The sequence below is a fragment of the Cupriavidus cauae genome, from assembly GCF_026210475.1.
Lineage (GTDB): Bacteria > Pseudomonadota > Gammaproteobacteria > Burkholderiales > Burkholderiaceae > Cupriavidus > Cupriavidus cauae.
Window position 1 is genome coordinate 1974385 of record NZ_CP080293.1, and the last position, 15106, is coordinate 1989490.

17 protein-coding genes are annotated in these 15106 nt (G+C 66.5%); 8 read left to right on the top strand and 9 right to left on the bottom strand.

Annotation, left to right across the window (positions count from 1 at the left end):
* Positions 1-154: 154 nt before the first annotated feature.
* Positions 155-799: a glutathione S-transferase gene (locus KZ686_RS08875; protein WP_226109132.1), complete on the top strand. Its 645-nt coding sequence runs from the start codon at positions 155-157 to the stop codon at positions 797-799.
* A gap of 206 nt (positions 800-1005) precedes the next feature.
* Here KZ686_RS08875 and KZ686_RS08880 read toward each other — a convergent pair whose 3' ends face one another.
* Both KZ686_RS08880 and KZ686_RS08885 read right to left on the bottom strand, forming a co-directional pair.
* Positions 1006-2169: a pyridoxal phosphate-dependent aminotransferase gene (locus KZ686_RS08880; protein WP_265632259.1), complete on the bottom strand. Its 1164-nt coding sequence runs from the start codon at positions 2167-2169 to the stop codon at positions 1006-1008.
* An 85-nt stretch (positions 2170-2254) separates the two neighbouring features.
* Entirely contained in the window at positions 2255-2848 is a 594-nt protein-coding gene (locus KZ686_RS08885) for a putative toxin-antitoxin system toxin component, PIN family (protein ID WP_407648477.1), read from the bottom strand.
* 38 nt (positions 2849-2886) lie between these two features.
* Here KZ686_RS08885 and yaaA point away from each other — a divergent pair, with 38 nt between their 5' ends.
* Together yaaA and KZ686_RS08895 are read left to right on the top strand one after the other, a co-directional pair.
* A complete protein-coding gene (yaaA, locus tag KZ686_RS08890) occupies positions 2887-3684 on the top strand; it encodes a peroxide stress protein YaaA (RefSeq protein WP_150084788.1) in 798 nt (265 codons plus the stop codon).
* A 125-nt stretch (positions 3685-3809) separates the two neighbouring features.
* Positions 3810-4967, top strand: coding sequence for a M14 family metallopeptidase (locus tag KZ686_RS08895; RefSeq protein WP_265632261.1), 1158 nt, complete (start codon positions 3810-3812; stop codon positions 4965-4967).
* Positions 4968-5086: 119 nt separating this feature from the next.
* On the opposite strand, the gene KZ686_RS08900 is transcribed toward KZ686_RS08895, so the two are convergent.
* From KZ686_RS08900 to KZ686_RS08910, 3 genes are all read right to left on the bottom strand, one after another.
* Positions 5087-5914 (bottom strand): BspC domain-containing protein, encoded by an 828-nt coding sequence (locus KZ686_RS08900; RefSeq protein ID WP_407648478.1) that lies wholly within the window; start codon positions 5912-5914, stop codon positions 5087-5089.
* 234 nt (positions 5915-6148) lie between these two features.
* Positions 6149-7030: an N-formylglutamate amidohydrolase gene (locus KZ686_RS08905; protein WP_265632263.1), complete on the bottom strand. Its 882-nt coding sequence runs from the start codon at positions 7028-7030 to the stop codon at positions 6149-6151.
* 25 nt (positions 7031-7055) lie between these two features.
* The gene (locus KZ686_RS08910) at positions 7056-8042 is read right to left on the bottom strand and encodes a Bug family tripartite tricarboxylate transporter substrate binding protein (protein ID WP_149319342.1); all 987 of its coding nucleotides are present in this window, start codon (positions 8040-8042) and stop codon (positions 7056-7058) included.
* Positions 8043-8240: 198 nt separating this feature from the next.
* Here KZ686_RS08910 and gcvA point away from each other — a divergent pair, with 198 nt between their 5' ends.
* Complete coding sequence (gcvA, locus tag KZ686_RS08915) at positions 8241-9143, top strand: transcriptional regulator GcvA (protein ID WP_064573152.1); 903 nt, start codon at positions 8241-8243, stop codon at positions 9141-9143.
* Positions 9144-9159: 16 nt separating this feature from the next.
* Here the strand turns inward: gcvA and KZ686_RS08920 are convergent, their stop codons facing one another.
* From KZ686_RS08920 to KZ686_RS08930, 3 genes are all read right to left on the bottom strand, one after another.
* A complete protein-coding gene (locus tag KZ686_RS08920) occupies positions 9160-10335 on the bottom strand; it encodes a vWA domain-containing protein (protein ID WP_265632264.1) in 1176 nt (391 codons plus the stop codon).
* Between the two features lie 100 nt (positions 10336-10435).
* Positions 10436-11041, bottom strand: a complete 606-nt coding sequence (locus tag KZ686_RS08925; RefSeq protein ID WP_149319340.1) for a GNAT family N-acetyltransferase — start codon at positions 11039-11041, stop codon at positions 10436-10438.
* 69 nt (positions 11042-11110) lie between these two features.
* Complete coding sequence (locus tag KZ686_RS08930) at positions 11111-12001, bottom strand: AAA family ATPase (RefSeq protein ID WP_149319339.1); 891 nt, start codon at positions 11999-12001, stop codon at positions 11111-11113.
* A gap of 324 nt (positions 12002-12325) precedes the next feature.
* Between KZ686_RS08930 and KZ686_RS08935 the strand changes: the two genes are divergently transcribed.
* The 4 genes from KZ686_RS08935 to KZ686_RS08950 all read left to right on the top strand — a co-directional run bounded on the left by KZ686_RS08935 (position 12326) and on the right by KZ686_RS08950 (position 13728).
* Positions 12326-12673, top strand: a complete 348-nt coding sequence (locus KZ686_RS08935) for a c-type cytochrome (RefSeq protein ID WP_006578948.1) — start codon at positions 12326-12328, stop codon at positions 12671-12673.
* Positions 12674-12684: 11 nt separating this feature from the next.
* Positions 12685-13083, top strand: coding sequence for a c-type cytochrome (locus tag KZ686_RS08940; protein WP_149319338.1), 399 nt, complete (start codon positions 12685-12687; stop codon positions 13081-13083).
* A 77-nt stretch (positions 13084-13160) separates the two neighbouring features.
* Complete coding sequence (locus KZ686_RS08945) at positions 13161-13469, top strand: DUF4160 domain-containing protein (RefSeq protein ID WP_226109126.1); 309 nt, start codon at positions 13161-13163, stop codon at positions 13467-13469.
* Positions 13470-13473: 4 nt separating this feature from the next.
* Entirely contained in the window at positions 13474-13728 is a 255-nt protein-coding gene (locus KZ686_RS08950; protein ID WP_150084791.1) for a DUF2442 domain-containing protein, read from the top strand.
* 48 nt (positions 13729-13776) lie between these two features.
* On the opposite strand, the gene aroG is transcribed toward KZ686_RS08950, so the two are convergent.
* Positions 13777-14856 (bottom strand): 3-deoxy-7-phosphoheptulonate synthase AroG, encoded by a 1080-nt coding sequence (gene aroG, locus KZ686_RS08955; RefSeq protein ID WP_174105859.1) that lies wholly within the window; start codon positions 14854-14856, stop codon positions 13777-13779.
* Positions 14857-15106: the final 250 nt, after the last annotated feature.

Sequence of the window (15106 nt, forward strand, 5' to 3'; positions counted from 1 at the left end):
AAAAAGTTGTGGTTAAATTAGCACGCTCGTGCGGTTTTTGCACTCGTTGCGTGAACACTGCCGCGCCGGCGCGTGCGCTGATCGGCCAAAAAAGCCGGGGGCGCGGCCACCGATCCCGTCCGGGAGAACGCAGCACAACAAAGGAGTCATACCCATGCTGAAGCTCTGCGGCTTTGCCGCCAGCAACTACTACAACAAGGTCAAGCTGGCGCTGCTGGAAAAGAATGTGCCGTTCGAGGAGGTGCTGGCCTGGATCGGCGAGACCGACCTGAACGCCTCGCCGCTGGGCAAGGTGCCGTACATCGTCGCGGACGGCGGCACGCTGTGCGAATCGGAGGTGATCGCCGAATACCTGGAGGCCGCCTATCCGCAGACCCCGCTGCTGCCGGCCGATCCGCTCGCCGCCGGCAAGGTGCGCGAACTGGTCACCTACATGGAACTGTATCTGGAACTGACCGCGCGGGAGCTTTATCCCGAGGCGTTTTTCGGCGGCAAGGTCAGCGATGGGGTCAAGGAGCGCCAGCACAAGCTGCTGACCCGCTACATTCCCGCCTTCGCCAGGCTGGCGAAGTTTTCACCATATATGGCCGGCGACACCTTCACGCTGGCCGACTGTGCCGCGGTGGTGCACCTGCCGCTGGTGTCGGCTTGCACCAAGATCATTTACGGCAACGACATGCTGGCCGACCTGCCGGTCAAGGACTATCTGAAGCGCATGAGCGAGCGGCCGACGGTGCAGAAGGTCAACGCGGACCGCAAGACCAACACCGAGCTGATGCTGAGCCGGAACAAGCCGTAAGAGGGCGATCGCGGTTTGGAGCCCCCCTCTCCCCAACCCTCTCCCCCTGAGGAGAGAGGGAGAACTCCGCCGGGCCGGGCATTCGTTGCCGGTCCTTCGTAGCGCGCCGGTGTTCATAACCCTCGGTGTACTCCCTCTCCCGCTTGCGGGAGAGGGCCGGGGAGAGGGCAACGGGCGGTCGCATGGCGCAGACCGCCCGCCCTGCCTCACAGCTTGCGCAGCCGCTCCAAGGCCAGCGCCAGCGTCTCCTCCCGCTTGGCGAAGCAGAAGCGCACCACGCCGGATTCGCGCGGCTGCGAATAGAACGCCGATACCGGAATCGCCGCGACGCCGATCTCGCGCGTCAGCCACATCGCGAAATCCGCTTCGCTCATGTCCGAGATCGCCGAATAGTCGACGCACTGGAAATAGGTGCCGTCCGACGGCAGCAGCTTGAAGCGCGTATCGGCCAGTCCCGCACGGAAGTAATCGCGCTTGGCCTGGTAGAAGGCCGGCAATTCGACATAGGGCCCGGGGTCGGCCATGTAGTCGGCCAGGCCGTGCTGCACCGGCGTGTTGACGGTGAACACATTGAACTGGTGGACCTTGCGGAATTCCGCCATCAGCGCGGCCGGCGCGGCGACATAGCCGACCTTCCAGCCGGTCACGTGATAGGTCTTGCCGAAGCTCGACACGACGAAGCTGCGCCGCGCCAGTTCCGGATGGCGCGCCACCGACTGATGCGACTGGCCGTCGTAGACCATGTGCTCGTAGACCTCGTCCGACAGCAGCAGGATGTCCGTGCCCGCCAGCAGCGCGGCCAATTGGCGCATATCGTCCTCGCGCCAGATCGTGCCTGTCGGGTTGTGCGGCGTGTTGATCAGGATCATCCGCGTGCGCGGCGTGATCGCGGCCGCGAGGCGGTCGAACGGAATGCGGAAGTGCGGCGCGTCCAGCATCACCGGCACCGGCTTGCCGCCGGCCAGTTCGATCGCCGGCAGATAGCTGTCGTAGCACGGCTCCAGCACGATCACTTCGTCGCCCGGATGCACCGCGCACAGGATCGCGGTCAGCAGCGCCTGCGTCGCGCCCGCGGTCACCGTGATCTCGCTGTCGGCATCGTAGGCGCGGCCGTAGAGCCTGCCGATCTTGGTCGCGATGGCCTGGCGCAGGCTCGGCACGCCGGCCATCGGCGGATACTGGTTCAGGCCGCCCCGCATCGCGCGCGTGACCGCGTCGACGATCTTCGGATCGCAATCGAAGTCCGGAAAACCCTGGCCCAGATTGACCGCATTCTTCTCGGCGGCGAGCGCCGACATCACGGTGAAGATGGTGGTGCCCACGTTGGGCAGGCGGGATGGGGGAGGGCTCAGCGGGGCGTCGGCGGACATGGCGTCAATCGTCAAATCGTCAAATGGTCGAACGTCAATCGGATGGCGGGGAGGCGGGGTGGCAGGCTGGCAATCGGAGGCGATTCTAGCGTGCCGGCCGCGCGGCAAGCCAGGGCGCGAAGGCCTGCGGCGTCAATACCGCGACGCCGCTGCTGCGGCGCAGCCGGCCCGCCAGCTTGAGCACCGCCTTGTCCTTCGACACCAGGCATTCGGCGCCGGCGAAGTGCGCCAGCTCGATGAACTTCTGGTCGTCGCCGTCGCGGCAGCGCGGCAGCCGGATCGCTTCGGCCTGCGTCGGGCAGGGCGGTGCGACCGCGGTGGTCAGCCGGTCCACGGTCGCCAGCGCCTCGTCGATATCGACCTCGAAGCGCGCGAACTGCGGGTACGCCAGCACGCGGCGCAATTCCTCGCGGCAATCGGCGCGGATCAGCGGCGCGATGGCGCCGTCCCGCAGGGCCGTGCGGATCGGCTCGGCATGCGGATCGCGGAATACCAGCAGGTCGATCCAGACGTTGGAGTCCAGTACCACGCGGGGCGGGGAGGCGTCGCCGGGCGCTGCGTTCGGAAGCGCGGGCGCGGGGTTGGGTGCGACGCTGGGTCCTGTGGCGGACCCGGCGTTGGACCCGGCGTTGGACCCGGCGTTGGACCCGATCGCGGGTCCGGTAGAGGGGTTGAGCATTCGTTACAATCGGAACTTTGTTTCTGCCGCATTCTGCCATGTTGATCGTTCTGTCGCCCGCCAAGTCGCTGGACTATGAGACGCCGCCCCGCGTCCGGCCTCCGCTCAATGCCAGCCACCTGCCGCGGCTGATCCCGCGTTCGGCGCAGCTGATCGAACGCCTGCGCGCGCTGTCGCCGCAGGAAATCGGCACGCTGATGGATATCTCGGACAAGCTCGCGGTGCTGAACGCGACCCGCTACGCCGACTGGTCGCCCAAATTCACCGCGCGCAACAGCAAGCCGGCGGCGCTGGCCTTCAACGGCGATGTCTACGAAGGGCTCGACGCCCCCAGCCTGTCCGACGACGACCTCGCCTTCGCGCAGCGCCATGTCCGCATCCTGTCGGGCCTGTACGGCGTGCTGCGGCCGCTGGACTGGATGCAGCCGTACCGCCTCGAGATGGGCACGCGGCTGGCCAACGAGGCCGGCAAGGACCTGTACGCGTTCTGGGGCGACGACGTGACGCAACTGCTGAACAAGGACCTCGCCGCGCTGAAGGGCGAGGGCGCGCCGACGCTGGTCAATCTGGCCTCCGAGGAATACTTCAAGGTCGTCCGTCCCAAGGTGCTGAACGCGCGCGTGATCACGCCGGTGTTCGAGGACTGGAAGGGCGGCCGCTACAAGATCATCTCGTTCCACGCCAAGCGCGCGCGCGGCACGATGGCGCGCTTCGCGGTGACCCGGCGCATCACCGAAGCGGCCGGCCTGAAGAAGTTCGCCGAAGACGGCTATGCCTACGACGCCAAGGCGTCCGACGCGGCGCGCTGGGTGTTCCGCCGCCGGCTGGAAGACTGACGCCGCGCGCGCGGGCGTCGGGCCGATGGCCACGCGCCGGGCCGGCCAACAACGCGGCCAACAACGCGGCCAATAACGCGGCCAATAACGCGGCCAACAACAAATTCGTCTTGCGAGGCTCAGACATGAAGACCGCAGCGCTGCATATCTCCAGCCGGTTCGATTCCGGCGCGATCGAAGTCGAGGCGCTGGACCGCGCCGACGATATCCGGCTGCGCATCCGCGCCGATTCGCATGCCGACTTCCGCCAGTGGTTCCATTTCGGGCTGCACGGCGCGGCCGGCCAGGCCTGCCGGCTGCAATTCCTGAACGCCGGCGATTGCACCTATCCGGACGGCTGGCGCGACTACCGGGCCGTGGCCTCGTACGACCGCGTGCAGTGGTTCCGCGTGCCGACCCGCTTCGACGGGCAGGTGATGACGGTCGAATTCACGCCGGCGCATGACAGCGTCTGGTTCGCCTATTTCGAGCCGTATCCCGAAGAGCGCCACCTGGCCCTGCTGGGCACCTGCCAGCGTTCGCCGCGCGCGCGGCTGACGCACCTGGGCAGCACGGTCCAGGGCCGCGCCATGACGGCGGTGACGATCGGTACGCCGGCAGACCGTGACAATGCCGGCCGCAAGACCATCTGGATGATCGCGCGCCAGCATCCCGGCGAAACCATGGCCGAATGGTTCATCGAGGGCGTGCTGCAGCGACTGACCGGCACCGGCATCTGGGCCGGCGACGGCGTGGCCGAGCGGCTGCTGCAGAAGGCCGTCTTCCATATCGTGCCGAACATGAATCCGGACGGCTCGGCGCTGGGCAACCTGCGCACCAACGCCGCCGGCGCGAACCTGAACCGCGAGTGGATGGCGCCGAGCCTCGATACCAGCCCCGAGGTCTATCACGTGCGCCGCGCGATCGAGTCGACCGGCTGCGACCTGTTCTTCGACATCCACGGCGACGAGGGCCTGCCGTACAACTTCGTCGCCGGCAGCGAGATGCTGCCCAGTTTCACGGAGTCCCAGCGCGTCGCGCAGGCGCGCTTCGTCGAGGCGTTCAAGCGCGCCACGCCGGACTTCCAGGACGTGCATGGCTATGCGGCGAGCAAGTACAACGCCGATGCGCTGAAGCTGGCCTCCAAGTACATCGGCCACGCGTTCGGCTGCCTGTCGCTGACGCTGGAGATGCCGTTCAAGGACAACGCCGACCTGCCGCAGCCGGAGGTGGGCTGGAACGGCGCCCGCAGCGCGCTGCTGGGCGCGGCGATGCTGCAGGCGATCCTGGCGCAGCTGGATTGAGAAGCGCCGCTGCGGGGATGCGGCGGCGATTCAGCGGCAAGTCGGCGCCAGTTCAGCGCCAAGTCGGCCGCATTACAGCGGCAAGTCAGCGGCAAGCGTGACGACGCAGCGCGGCAGCGTCAGCGCGACGACTTGCTGGTCTTCTTCGTCGATTTGCTGCTGGAGGAAGCGCCGGACTTCGCCGCGGCCTTCTTGGTGCCGCCCGACGATTTCGCCGATGCCGCGGTCTTGCCCGAGCGGCTCGACCTGGTCGCCTTCGCCTTGCGGCCCTTGGCCGTGGCGTTGCGCGGCGCCACGCTGACGGCGGGCTTGGCGGCCGGTTCGACGATGATGTCGCCGTCGTCGTCCAGCAGTTCGTAGGCCAGCATCATGCCGTCGTCATAGCCGCAACGGACCTTGACCGGGTCCCAGCGCGACTGGCCGTTGCGGCGATGCGCGGCGGCCGAGAAGGTCACCACCGAGGTCACCGGCACCGCCTGCTTGCCGCGCGAGAAGCGGCCTTCCCAGCTTTCGACCGAGGCCTGTCCCGACGCCAGCGCGCCGGTCGGGATGCGCAGCGCGTCGTAGGTCGCCGAGCGCGGCACCACCCAGCTCGCGTGCGCGGCGCAGTCGGCCACGTCCGCGCTGGCGTTCTCGCTGCGCATCAGCTGCTGGCGCATCTGCGCCCGGTATTCGGCCAGGCTGACGCGGCCGGTGGGCGGCAGCGTCACGGTCTTTGTCGGGGAGTTGTCGTTATCCGGCGGCGGTACCGCCTGCTTGTCGGAGTAGGAAGTCGCGCCGCGCGGTGCGGGCGCGGGGGCCTGCGGGGCGGGGCTGGCGGCGGGGGCGTGGGCCTGCTGGCCGGCGGTGTCGCCGGACTCGGAAGGCGCGGTGGCGCAGGCGGCCAGCATCAGGGCGGCGGCCGCGGCGGCGAGGGCGCGCAGCCGCATGGAAATTCGTCGGATCACGGGATCTGCTTGCTTCGGGGGCGAAGTGGTTGGCAAAAGACTGCCATGATAGAGGAAACCCTTTGCACAAAGTTCCTCGTGGCAGCCAACCTAGGGTCAGTCCCGAGCGCGGACCGGGCCCGATTTGGACCCGATCCGGCCTCGGTGCGAGCCCGGTCCGCTCCCTGGTGACGCCATTGCGGCGCCCTGGTGCAGCGAATCGCGCCGGGCCGATGCCGGCCCGGCGCTTGGCGCTTAACGCGTCGAGGCCGAACGGGCGAAGCGGTCGAGCTCGGCAAGCAGCGCGTTCAGGTTCTGCTTGAGCTTGTCGAAGCCCGCATTGCGGGTCAGCGCCACCTCGTCCATGTACAGCTTGCGATTGATCTCGAGCTGCAGGCTGTGGCGGCCGGCCTGGGGCTGGCCGACCACGCGCACGATCTCCACGCCCTTGTAGGGGTGGTTGCGCCAGACGTCGTAGCCCATTTCCTTCAGCACGCCCTCGACCAGGTCGGTGAAGCGCTTGTCGCAGGTGCTGCCGTCGCGGTCGCCCACCACGAAGTCCGGATGCTGCAGGCCCGGATGCTCGGTGGCGTATTGCGCCGCCTCGCTCGGCATCGAATGGCAGTTGATGTGCCACGCGCTGCCGTGCTCGGCGATCGCCCGGTCGGCCAGCTTCTGCAGCTGGGCGTAGTAGGGCAGGTAGTAGCGCTCGATGCGCGCCTGCACCTCGGCCACGCTCAGCTTGCGATCGTAGATCGCCTCGCCGGTGTCGAGCACACGCCAGACCAGGCCCTTGCCGAGCCGGGTCTTGGGCGTTTCCTGCATCGGGCCCGGCCAGGGGGCGTCGAGCAGGGCCTGGTCGATCTCCTCGATGCCGCGGTTGGCATCGAGGTAGCTGCGCGGAAAGCCCGCGCACAGCAGCGCGATGCCCTGCTTCGGCGCGTCGGCGTACAGCTCGTCGACGAAGGTGTCCTCGGCCTGGCGCAGCAGGTTCAGGGGCAGCCCGGCGGCGTAGCGGAAGTCCGCCGGGTAGGTGGTCGCGCTATGCGGCGAATCGAGAAAGAGCGGGCTGCTCTCGCCTTCCGGCAGTTGCAGGAAGTAAGGGCGCTCCGCGCTCTTTCGGTCTGCTTCGGTCATGATGCTTGCGGCTCGGTCTTGCGGCTTAGTCCATCGAGATCTTGGCGGCGGCGGCGATGCGCTTGTTCTTGGCCACTTCGTTCTTGATCTGCGTGGCGAAGTGCGCCGGCGTGTCGCCGACCGGGGTCGCGCCCAGCTTCTCGAACTTCTCCTTGACCTCGGGCATCGCCAGCACCTTGACGGTGGCGTCGTGCAGCCTGGTCTGGATGTCGGCCGGCAGCTTGGCCGGGGCGATCAGGCCGAACCACGACGAATCGTTGACCTCGGCCAGGCCCAGCTCGGCGAAGGTCGGCACGTTCGGCAGCGCGGCGACGCGCTTGGGCGCGGCCACGGCCAGCGCGCGCAGCTTGCCGCCCTGGATGAACGGCAGCGACGACGGCAGGTTGTCGAACAGGATCTGGACCTGGTTGGCCAGCGTGTCGTTCAGCGCCGGGCCGACGCCCTTGTACGGCACGTGCAGCAGCTCGGTCTTGCTGCTCAGCTTGAACAGCTCGCCCATCATGTGCGACACGCTGCCGTTGCCGGCCGAGCCGTAGGCCAGCTTGTTCGGCTGCGACTGCGCCAGCGCGATGAAGGCCTTCATGTCGTTTGCCTTGACCGACGGGTGGACGCTCATCACGTTCGGCACCGAGGCCAGGTTGGTGATGGTGGTGAAGTCCTTGGTCGCGTCGTACTGCAGGCGCGGGTAGATCGCCGGGTTGATGCCGTGGGTCGAGGCGGTGGCGATGCCGATGGTGTAGCCGTCCGGCGTGGCCTTGGCCAGGTAGCTGGTGCCGATGCTGCCGCCGGCGCCGCCGCGGTTGTCGACCACCACGGCCTGGCCCAGTTGCTGGCCCAGCTTGTCGGCGACGATGCGGGCGACGATGTCGGTGGTGCCGCCGGCCGGGAAGGGCACGACCAGCGTGATCGGCTTGGTCGGATACGAACCCTGCGCGGCAGCCTGGAACGACAGGCCGGCGGCCAGGGCGGCCGAGCCGGCAGCGATGAGGCGGAGCATGTTACGGCGTTGCATGAATGATCCTGAAAAGGGGGTCCAACACGGAAATGGGGGAGAAAGGGCGTCGGCAGGGCGCGCCCGTCGTTGCTGTGCTAGAAAGCCTCGTTGAGCTTTGCTTGCGATTCTGCGCAAATCTGCAAGAACCGTGCAAACGAATTAAAATCGCACGGTCATTCCATTTGGTCGTGAAGTCTGGGAAATCGAGGAAGTCGCATGCGGCGCCTATGCCCGTCGTTGACCGGGCTGCAGGCCTTCGAGGCCGCCGCCCGTCATCTCAGTTTTACGCTGGCCGCCCGCGAACTCCATGTCACGCAGGGCGCGGTCAGCAAGCAGGTCCGCCAGCTCGAGTCGTCGCTGGGCGTGGATCTGTTCGAACGCGTCCGTCAGCGCCTGCTGCTGACCGATGCCGGCCGCCGCTATCTGGAGCGGATCCGGCCCAGCCTGCAGGAGATCGAGGCCGCCACCGTCGAGCTGGTGGCCAGCCAGGGCCGCGGCGGCACGCTGCATATCGCCAGCATGCCGACGCTGGGCGCCAAGTGGCTGATTCCGCGGCTGCCGCAGTTCTTCGAGCGGCATCCCGAGGTCACGCTGGAGTTCGTGCCGCACGCGCAGGGCTATGACTTCTCGCAGCCGGACCTGGACGCGGCGATCCGCTTCGGCGATGGCGTCTGGCCTGGCAGCCTGGCCGACTACATGACCGGCCGCGAGGTGTTGCCGGTGTGCCGGCCGGGTTTGCTGGCCAACGAGCCCAACGGCGTCGCCGCGTCGCCCCAGGCGCTGCTGAACTATCCGCTGCTGCACCATACGACGGTGCCGGAGGCCTGGTCCGACTGGCTGGGCGAACTGGGCGTGACCACGCGCGAGGCCTGGAGCGGTCCGCGCTTCGACCAGTTCTCGCTGCTGACCCAGGCGGCGCTGTCGGGGCTGGGCATCGCGCTGATCCCGCGCTGCCTGATCGAGCAGGAGCTGGCCAGCGGGGCGCTGGTGGTGGCGCACCCCGCGCGGGTGCTCAGCAAGAAGGGCTATTACCTGTGCTACCCGGAGCAGAAGCAGCACCTGCCGGCGCTGCAGACCTTCCGGCAGTGGCTGATGGAAGGGGTGGACGTGGTGGCGTGAGCGGGCGACGGCCGGCTTACTTCGACAGCACCTTCATCGCCTGCTCGAGCCCGGCGATGGTCACCGGATACATCCGCGCCTTCATGATCTGGTTGATCACCGAGATCGACTGGCGGTACTGCCACAGGCCTTCCGGCTCGGGATTGAGCCAGACGAAGCGCGGGAACTGGTCGATCAGCCGATTCAGCCAGACCGCGCCCGCCTCGGGATTGTTGTACTCGACCGAACCGCCCGGCTGCAGGATCTCGTACGGGCTCATGGTCGCGTCGCCGACGAAGATCACCTTGTAGTCGGGCGTGTACTTGTGGATCAGGTCCCAGGTGGCGATCTTCTCCGCGTGGCGGCGGCGGTTGTTCTTCCACACGTAGTCGTAGACGCAGTTGTGGAAGTAGTAGTACTCCAGGTGCTTGAACTCGGTCTTGGCCGCCGAGAACAGTTCCTCGACGCGCTTGATGTGGTCGTCCATCGAGCCGCCGACATCCATCAGCATCAGCACCTTGACCTTGTTGTGCCGCTCCGGGCGCAGCTTGATGTCGAGCAGGCCCGCGTTGGCCGCGGTCGAATGGATGGTGTCGTCCAGGTCCAGCTCGGTGTCGGCGCCTTCGCGCGCGAACCGGCGCAGCCGCCGCAGCGCGACCTTGATGTTGCGCGTGCCCAGCTCGACCTGATCGTCGTAGTCGCGATAGGCGCGCGTCTCCCATACCTTGATCGCGGTGCGGTTGCCCTTGGACGGGCCGCCGATGCGGATGCCCTCGGGGTTGTAGCCGCCGTGGCCGAACGGCGAGGTGCCGCCGGTGCCGATCCACTTGTTGCCGCCCTCGTGCTTTTCCTTCTGCTCTTCGAGCAGCTGCTTCAGGCGCTCCATCAGCTTGTCGAGCCCGCCCATCGCTTCGATCCTGGCCTTCTCCTCCGGCGACAGTTCGCGCTCCAGCGTCTTCTGCAGCCAGTCGAGCGGGATGTCGGACTTCCAGTCGATCAGGTTCTCGACGCCCTTGAAGTAGGCCGCGAAGGTCTGGTCGAACTTGTCGAAGTGCTTCTCGTCCTTGACCAGCGTCATGCGCGACAGGTAGTAGAACTCGTCGATCGACGGCGCGATCACCTGGGCCTTCAGTGCCTCCAGCATGGTCAGGTATTCCTTGACGGATACCGGCAGCTTGGCGTGCCGCAGCGAGAAGAAGAAGTCGATCAGCATGGCGGGTCTCGGTGTCGCGGTGGGCTGGCGGTGCGTGCGTTGCGCTCTGTGCGCGCTGTGTGTCGTGTGCGTGCGGTCGGTGCGATCGTGCACGCGGCGCTCAGCGCGGCATCTCCAGGCGGTAATGCAGATGGCGCTTCACCGTCGGCCATTCGCTGGCGATGATCGAGAAGACCACGGTGTCGCGCAGCGAGCCGTCGGGCATCACCTGGTGGTTGCGCAGCACGCCGTCCTGCTTGGCGCCGAGCCGGGCGATCGCGGCGCGGCTCTGGTGGTTCATCCAGTGCGTGCGGAATTCGACCGCGATGCAGCGCAGCTGCTCGAAGGCATGCGCGAGCAACAGCAGCTTGCACTCGGTGTTGACCGCCGTGCGCTGCACACTCTGCGCATACCAGGTGTGGCCGATCTCGAGCCGCCGGTGGGTCTCGTCGACATTGAACATCCGCGTCGAGCCGACCACCGGACCGACCACGCCGTCCTGCACGCGCCGCACCACGAAGGGCATCGCGCCGAGGCGGTCGCGCTGGTCCAGCGCGGTGTCGATCCACGCGCGCATGCCGTCGGGCGTCGGCACCGAGGTGTACCACAGCTTCCACAGCTCGCCATCGCTCGCAGCCGCGCGCAGTTCGGTTTCATGCGCGGCGTCGAGCGGCTCGAGCATGACGTGCCGGCCTTCCAGCACGATCGGCGCGATCAGACGGGTCATCGGGGTTCCTGGCGAGGGTTGGAGGTTCGAAGGTCGAGGTTCGCAGTTCGATGAAGGGCAGGGCGGCGTTCAGCGGTTGGCGCGGTTCATGAAGACCAGGCGCTCGAACAGATGCACGTCCTGCTCGTTCTTCAGCAGCGCGCCGTGCAGCGGCGGAATCGCGGCCTTCTTGTCCGGGCTGCGCAGCGCCTCGGGCGGAATGTCCTCGGCCATCAGCAGCTTGAGCCAGTCGATCAGCTCCGAGGTCGACGGCTTCTTCTTCAGGCCCGGCAGGTTGCGCATCTCGTAGAACGCCTCGAGCGCGGCCGATACCAGTTCGCGCTTGATGCCCGGATAGTGGACGTCGACGATGCGCTGCATGGTGTCGGCGTCGGGGAACTTGATGTAGTGGAAGAAGCAGCGGCGCAGGAAGGCGTCCGGCAGTTCCTTCTCGTTGTTCGACGTGATGATGACCAGCGGACGATGTCTGGCGCGGATCAGTTCGCGCGTCTCGTAGACGTAGAACTCCATCCGGTCGATTTCGCGCAGCAGGTCGTTGGGGAATTCGATGTCCGCCTTGTCGATCTCGTCGATCAGCAGCACCACCGGCTCGTCGGACTCGAACGCCTGCCACAGCACGCCCTTGACGATGTAGTTGCGGATGTCGTGCACGCGGTCGTCGCCGAGCTGCGAGTCGCGCAGGCGGGACACCGCATCGTATTCGTACAGGCCCTGCTGCGCCTTGGTGGTCGACTTGATATGCCATTGCAGCAGCGGCATGCCCAGCGCGGCGGCGACTTCCTCGGCCAGCATGGTCTTGCCGGTGCCAGGCTCGCCCTTGATCAGCAGCGGACGCTGCAGCGTGCGCGCGGCGTTGACGGCGAGCTTCAGGTCGTCGGTGGCCACGTAGTGGGCGCTGCCCTCGAAGCGGGCGGAGGGGGCGGCAGAGGCGCCAGCGGCGGCTTGGGCGGTATCGGTCATGTCGCGTTCTGAGGCTTCGTTCGGGTCGGAATGGGCCAGTATAAAAGAGCTTTCCCGTTCGCGTGCGGCCATGGCGCCGCTCTATGGACTGCCGCGTGCCGCGTGCGGTACAATGCGCCGGTTTGACGCGCCCCCACGTCCATCCTCCTTCCCCGGCCGCCCACGTCGCACCCTGGCGGCCCTGGTCGGGAAGCGGCGATCACGAAAGAATGGCCGGCATGACGGTCGATGCGCACGGCCCCGGCCGTGCATTCGGCGGGAGTTCCATGTCTGGCCGCTCGGGCAGGTCACGCAGGGTTCAATCCTTCCAATCCGACTACGACAATGAAAAAGCTCCTCACGATGGTGGTGCTGGGCGCCGCCGCGACGGCAGCGCAGGCCCAGGAAGTCAAGGGCAATGTGGAGGCAGCCCGGGACAAGGTGGCGATGTGTATCGGCTGCCACGGAATTCCGGGATATCGGGCTTCGTTTCCCGAGGTGTACGAAGTGCCGATGATCGGGGGCCAGAGCGCGAAGTACATCGCGAACGCGCTGCAGGAGTACAAGAAGGGCGGCCGCAAGCATCCGACCATGCGTGGCATCGCGGCGACGCTGAGCGACCAGGATATTGCCGACGTGGCTGCGTACTACGCGCAGCAGAAGCGCGATACCCGCGACAATCCGCAGAAGTGAGAGGACTCGACATGAAGACGCTCAAGACGCTCTCGTTCGCGCTCGGCGCACTCGTGCTGGGTGCCTCGGCGATGTCGGCCTCCGCCGCCGACATCGAAGCCGGCAAGGCCCTGGTGCAGAAGGGCAATTGCGCCGCCTGCCACGGCGCCGACATGAATTCCCCGATCGCGCCGGACTATCCGAAGCTGGCCGGCCAGCACGCCGGCTACCTGTATCACGCGCTGGTCGCCTACCAGGTCCACGGCAACCCGCAGGTCGGCCGCTCCAACGCGATCATGCAGGGCCAGGTCAACGCCAACCCCGGCGTGCTCGGCAAGGACGGCAAGCCCCGCCCCTTCACGCGGCAGGAGCTGAAGAACATCGCCGCCTATCTGGAATCGCTGCCGGGCGATCTGGTGTTGAAGAGGTAAGGCAGCCTACCGCCGTCAAAAAGCCGCTTCCTTCGAGGCGGCTTTTTTTATATCTTCGGCATGGACCGATCGAAGGCATGATGACCCCGCAATACGATGGTGCTCCCTCAACAGCGGGAGCCAATGTGCCAACCCTCAGCATATTTTTCGGGATCGTGATCACGATGTATTGGCGTGACCACGAACCGGCCCATTTCCATGCGCGCTATGGCGACGCCGAAGCGATCATCCGAATCGATACGCTTGAGGTTATCGCCGGGTCGCTCCCTCGGCGTGCGCTTGCACTGGTATTGGAATGGGCGTCGGCGCATCGAACCGAATTGGCCGAAGATTGGCGGCTTTGCAGAAATCACGAAATGCCAAAGCCCATTCCGCCCCTGGAGTAATGCAATGGTTGCGTGGCACGTCACCCGTCTGGCTGTCCTGCCAAATCATCGACTGGACGTTGAATTCGCCGATGGCACGCGCGGAATCGTGGATATGTCGCGCGATGATTTCCATGGCGTGTTTGCCCCGTTGGCTGATGAGACCTATTTCGCCAGGGCCTCCATTGCGGATGGCGCGGTGGTATGGCCAAACGGGGTCGATATCGCCCCGGATGCGATGTACGAGGAAGTGACGGGGCGCCCGTTGATCCGATCGTAGGGACCCGTCGGGCGAGTGGCGGCGCGGTGGCCGCCAACTCAGCGTTCATCAGTTCCCGCTGCCCTTCGCCAACCGCCGTGCCTTGACCGCGTTGGCCAGGATCTCCAGCACCCGCACCGAATCGTCCCAGCCGATGCAGGCATCGGTGACCGACTGGCCGTAGGTCAGCGAGTCGATCGGCGCGCCCTGGACATGGTCCTGGCGGCCGGCGATCAGGTGCGATTCGACCATCACGCCGATGATGCGGTCGTCGCCCGCGGCGAGCTGGCGGCCGATGTCCTCGCAGACCGGGATCTGGTTCTCGTGCTTCTTGCTGCTGTTGGCGTGCGAGGCATCGATCATCAGCCGCGCCGCGAGCCCGGCCTTGGAAATCGCGTCGCAGGCCTGCTGCACGCTTTCGGCGTCGTAGTTCGGATTCTTGCCGCCGCGCAGGATGATGTGGCAGTCCTCGTTGCCCGAGGTCGACACGATCGCCGAATGGCCGCCCTTGGTGACCGACAGGAAGTGGTGCGGCTGCGACGCGGCCTTGATCGCATCGACCGCGATCTTGACGTTGCCGTCGGTGCCGTTCTTGAACCCCACCGGGCACGACAGCCCCGAGGCCAGCTCGCGATGCACCTGCGATTCGGTGGTGCGCGCGCCGATCGCGCCCCAGCTGACCAGGTCGGCGATGTACTGGGGCGAAATCATGTCGAGGTATTCGGTGCCCGCCGGCAGGCCCATCTCGCTGATATTGAGCAACAGCTCGCGCGCGGTGCGCAGGCCGTCGTTGATCTTGAAGCTGCCGTCCATGTGCGGATCGTTGATCAGCCCCTTCCAGCCGACCGTGGTGCGCGGCTTCTCGAAGTAGACCCGCATCACGACCTCGAGCTCGTTGCTGAAGCGATCGCGCTGCTCCTTCAGCAGCTTGGCGTATTCGAGCGCGGCGCGGGTGTCGTGGATCGAGCAGGGGCCGATGATGACGATCAGCCGGTCGTCCATGCCATGCAGGATGCGGTGCATCGCCTGGCGCGCGCCGTAGATGACGTCCGACGCCTTCTCCGACAGGGAGAACTCGCGGATCAGGTGCGCCGGCGGCAGCAGCTCCTTCAGTTCGCGAATACGAAGGTCGTCGGTGTTCTTCAACATGATGGCTCCAGGTCTTGTCAGGTCGTGAGAGTGGGGGTATTCGATGCTGCGGGGAAAGTCGGGCCAAAAAAAAGCCGCCAGGTCTGCTGGCGGCTTTTTTGCAATCTTGGGAGGCGCTTACGACTGATCCTCTCCTTCCGCCAGCGGTGCGAGATCGCTAAAAAAGTAAAAGTAAAACTTGGCGGACATGTGGGAGGAAAGCGCGGTATTCGGTCGGTCTTGCGATTGGTATTGCGTCTGTTTTCGTCGG

Coding starts and splice junctions, on each gene's coding strand:
- KZ686_RS08875 (WP_226109132.1), top strand. CDS start 155: ATGCTGAAGCTCTGCGGCTTTGCCGCCAGCAACTACTACAACAAGGTC.
- KZ686_RS08880 (WP_265632259.1), bottom strand. CDS start 2,169: ATGTCCGCCGACGCCCCGCTGAGCCCTCCCCCATCCCGCCTGCCCAAC.
- KZ686_RS08885 (WP_407648477.1), bottom strand. CDS start 2,848: ATGCTCAACCCCTCTACCGGACCCGCGATCGGGTCCAACGCCGGGTCC.
- yaaA (WP_150084788.1), top strand. CDS start 2,887: ATGTTGATCGTTCTGTCGCCCGCCAAGTCGCTGGACTATGAGACGCCG.
- KZ686_RS08895 (WP_265632261.1), top strand. CDS start 3,810: ATGAAGACCGCAGCGCTGCATATCTCCAGCCGGTTCGATTCCGGCGCG.
- KZ686_RS08905 (WP_265632263.1), bottom strand. CDS start 7,030: ATGACCGAAGCAGACCGAAAGAGCGCGGAGCGCCCTTACTTCCTGCAA.
- KZ686_RS08910 (WP_149319342.1), bottom strand. CDS start 8,042: ATGCAACGCCGTAACATGCTCCGCCTCATCGCTGCCGGCTCGGCCGCC.
- gcvA (WP_064573152.1), top strand. CDS start 8,241: ATGCGGCGCCTATGCCCGTCGTTGACCGGGCTGCAGGCCTTCGAGGCC.
- KZ686_RS08920 (WP_265632264.1), bottom strand. CDS start 10,335: ATGCTGATCGACTTCTTCTTCTCGCTGCGGCACGCCAAGCTGCCGGTA.
- KZ686_RS08925 (WP_149319340.1), bottom strand. CDS start 11,041: ATGACCCGTCTGATCGCGCCGATCGTGCTGGAAGGCCGGCACGTCATG.
- KZ686_RS08930 (WP_149319339.1), bottom strand. CDS start 12,001: ATGACCGATACCGCCCAAGCCGCCGCTGGCGCCTCTGCCGCCCCCTCC.
- KZ686_RS08935 (WP_006578948.1), top strand. CDS start 12,326: ATGAAAAAGCTCCTCACGATGGTGGTGCTGGGCGCCGCCGCGACGGCA.
- KZ686_RS08940 (WP_149319338.1), top strand. CDS start 12,685: ATGAAGACGCTCAAGACGCTCTCGTTCGCGCTCGGCGCACTCGTGCTG.
- KZ686_RS08945 (WP_226109126.1), top strand. CDS start 13,161: ATGATGACCCCGCAATACGATGGTGCTCCCTCAACAGCGGGAGCCAAT.
- KZ686_RS08950 (WP_150084791.1), top strand. CDS start 13,474: ATGGTTGCGTGGCACGTCACCCGTCTGGCTGTCCTGCCAAATCATCGA.
- aroG (WP_174105859.1), bottom strand. CDS start 14,856: ATGTTGAAGAACACCGACGACCTTCGTATTCGCGAACTGAAGGAGCTG.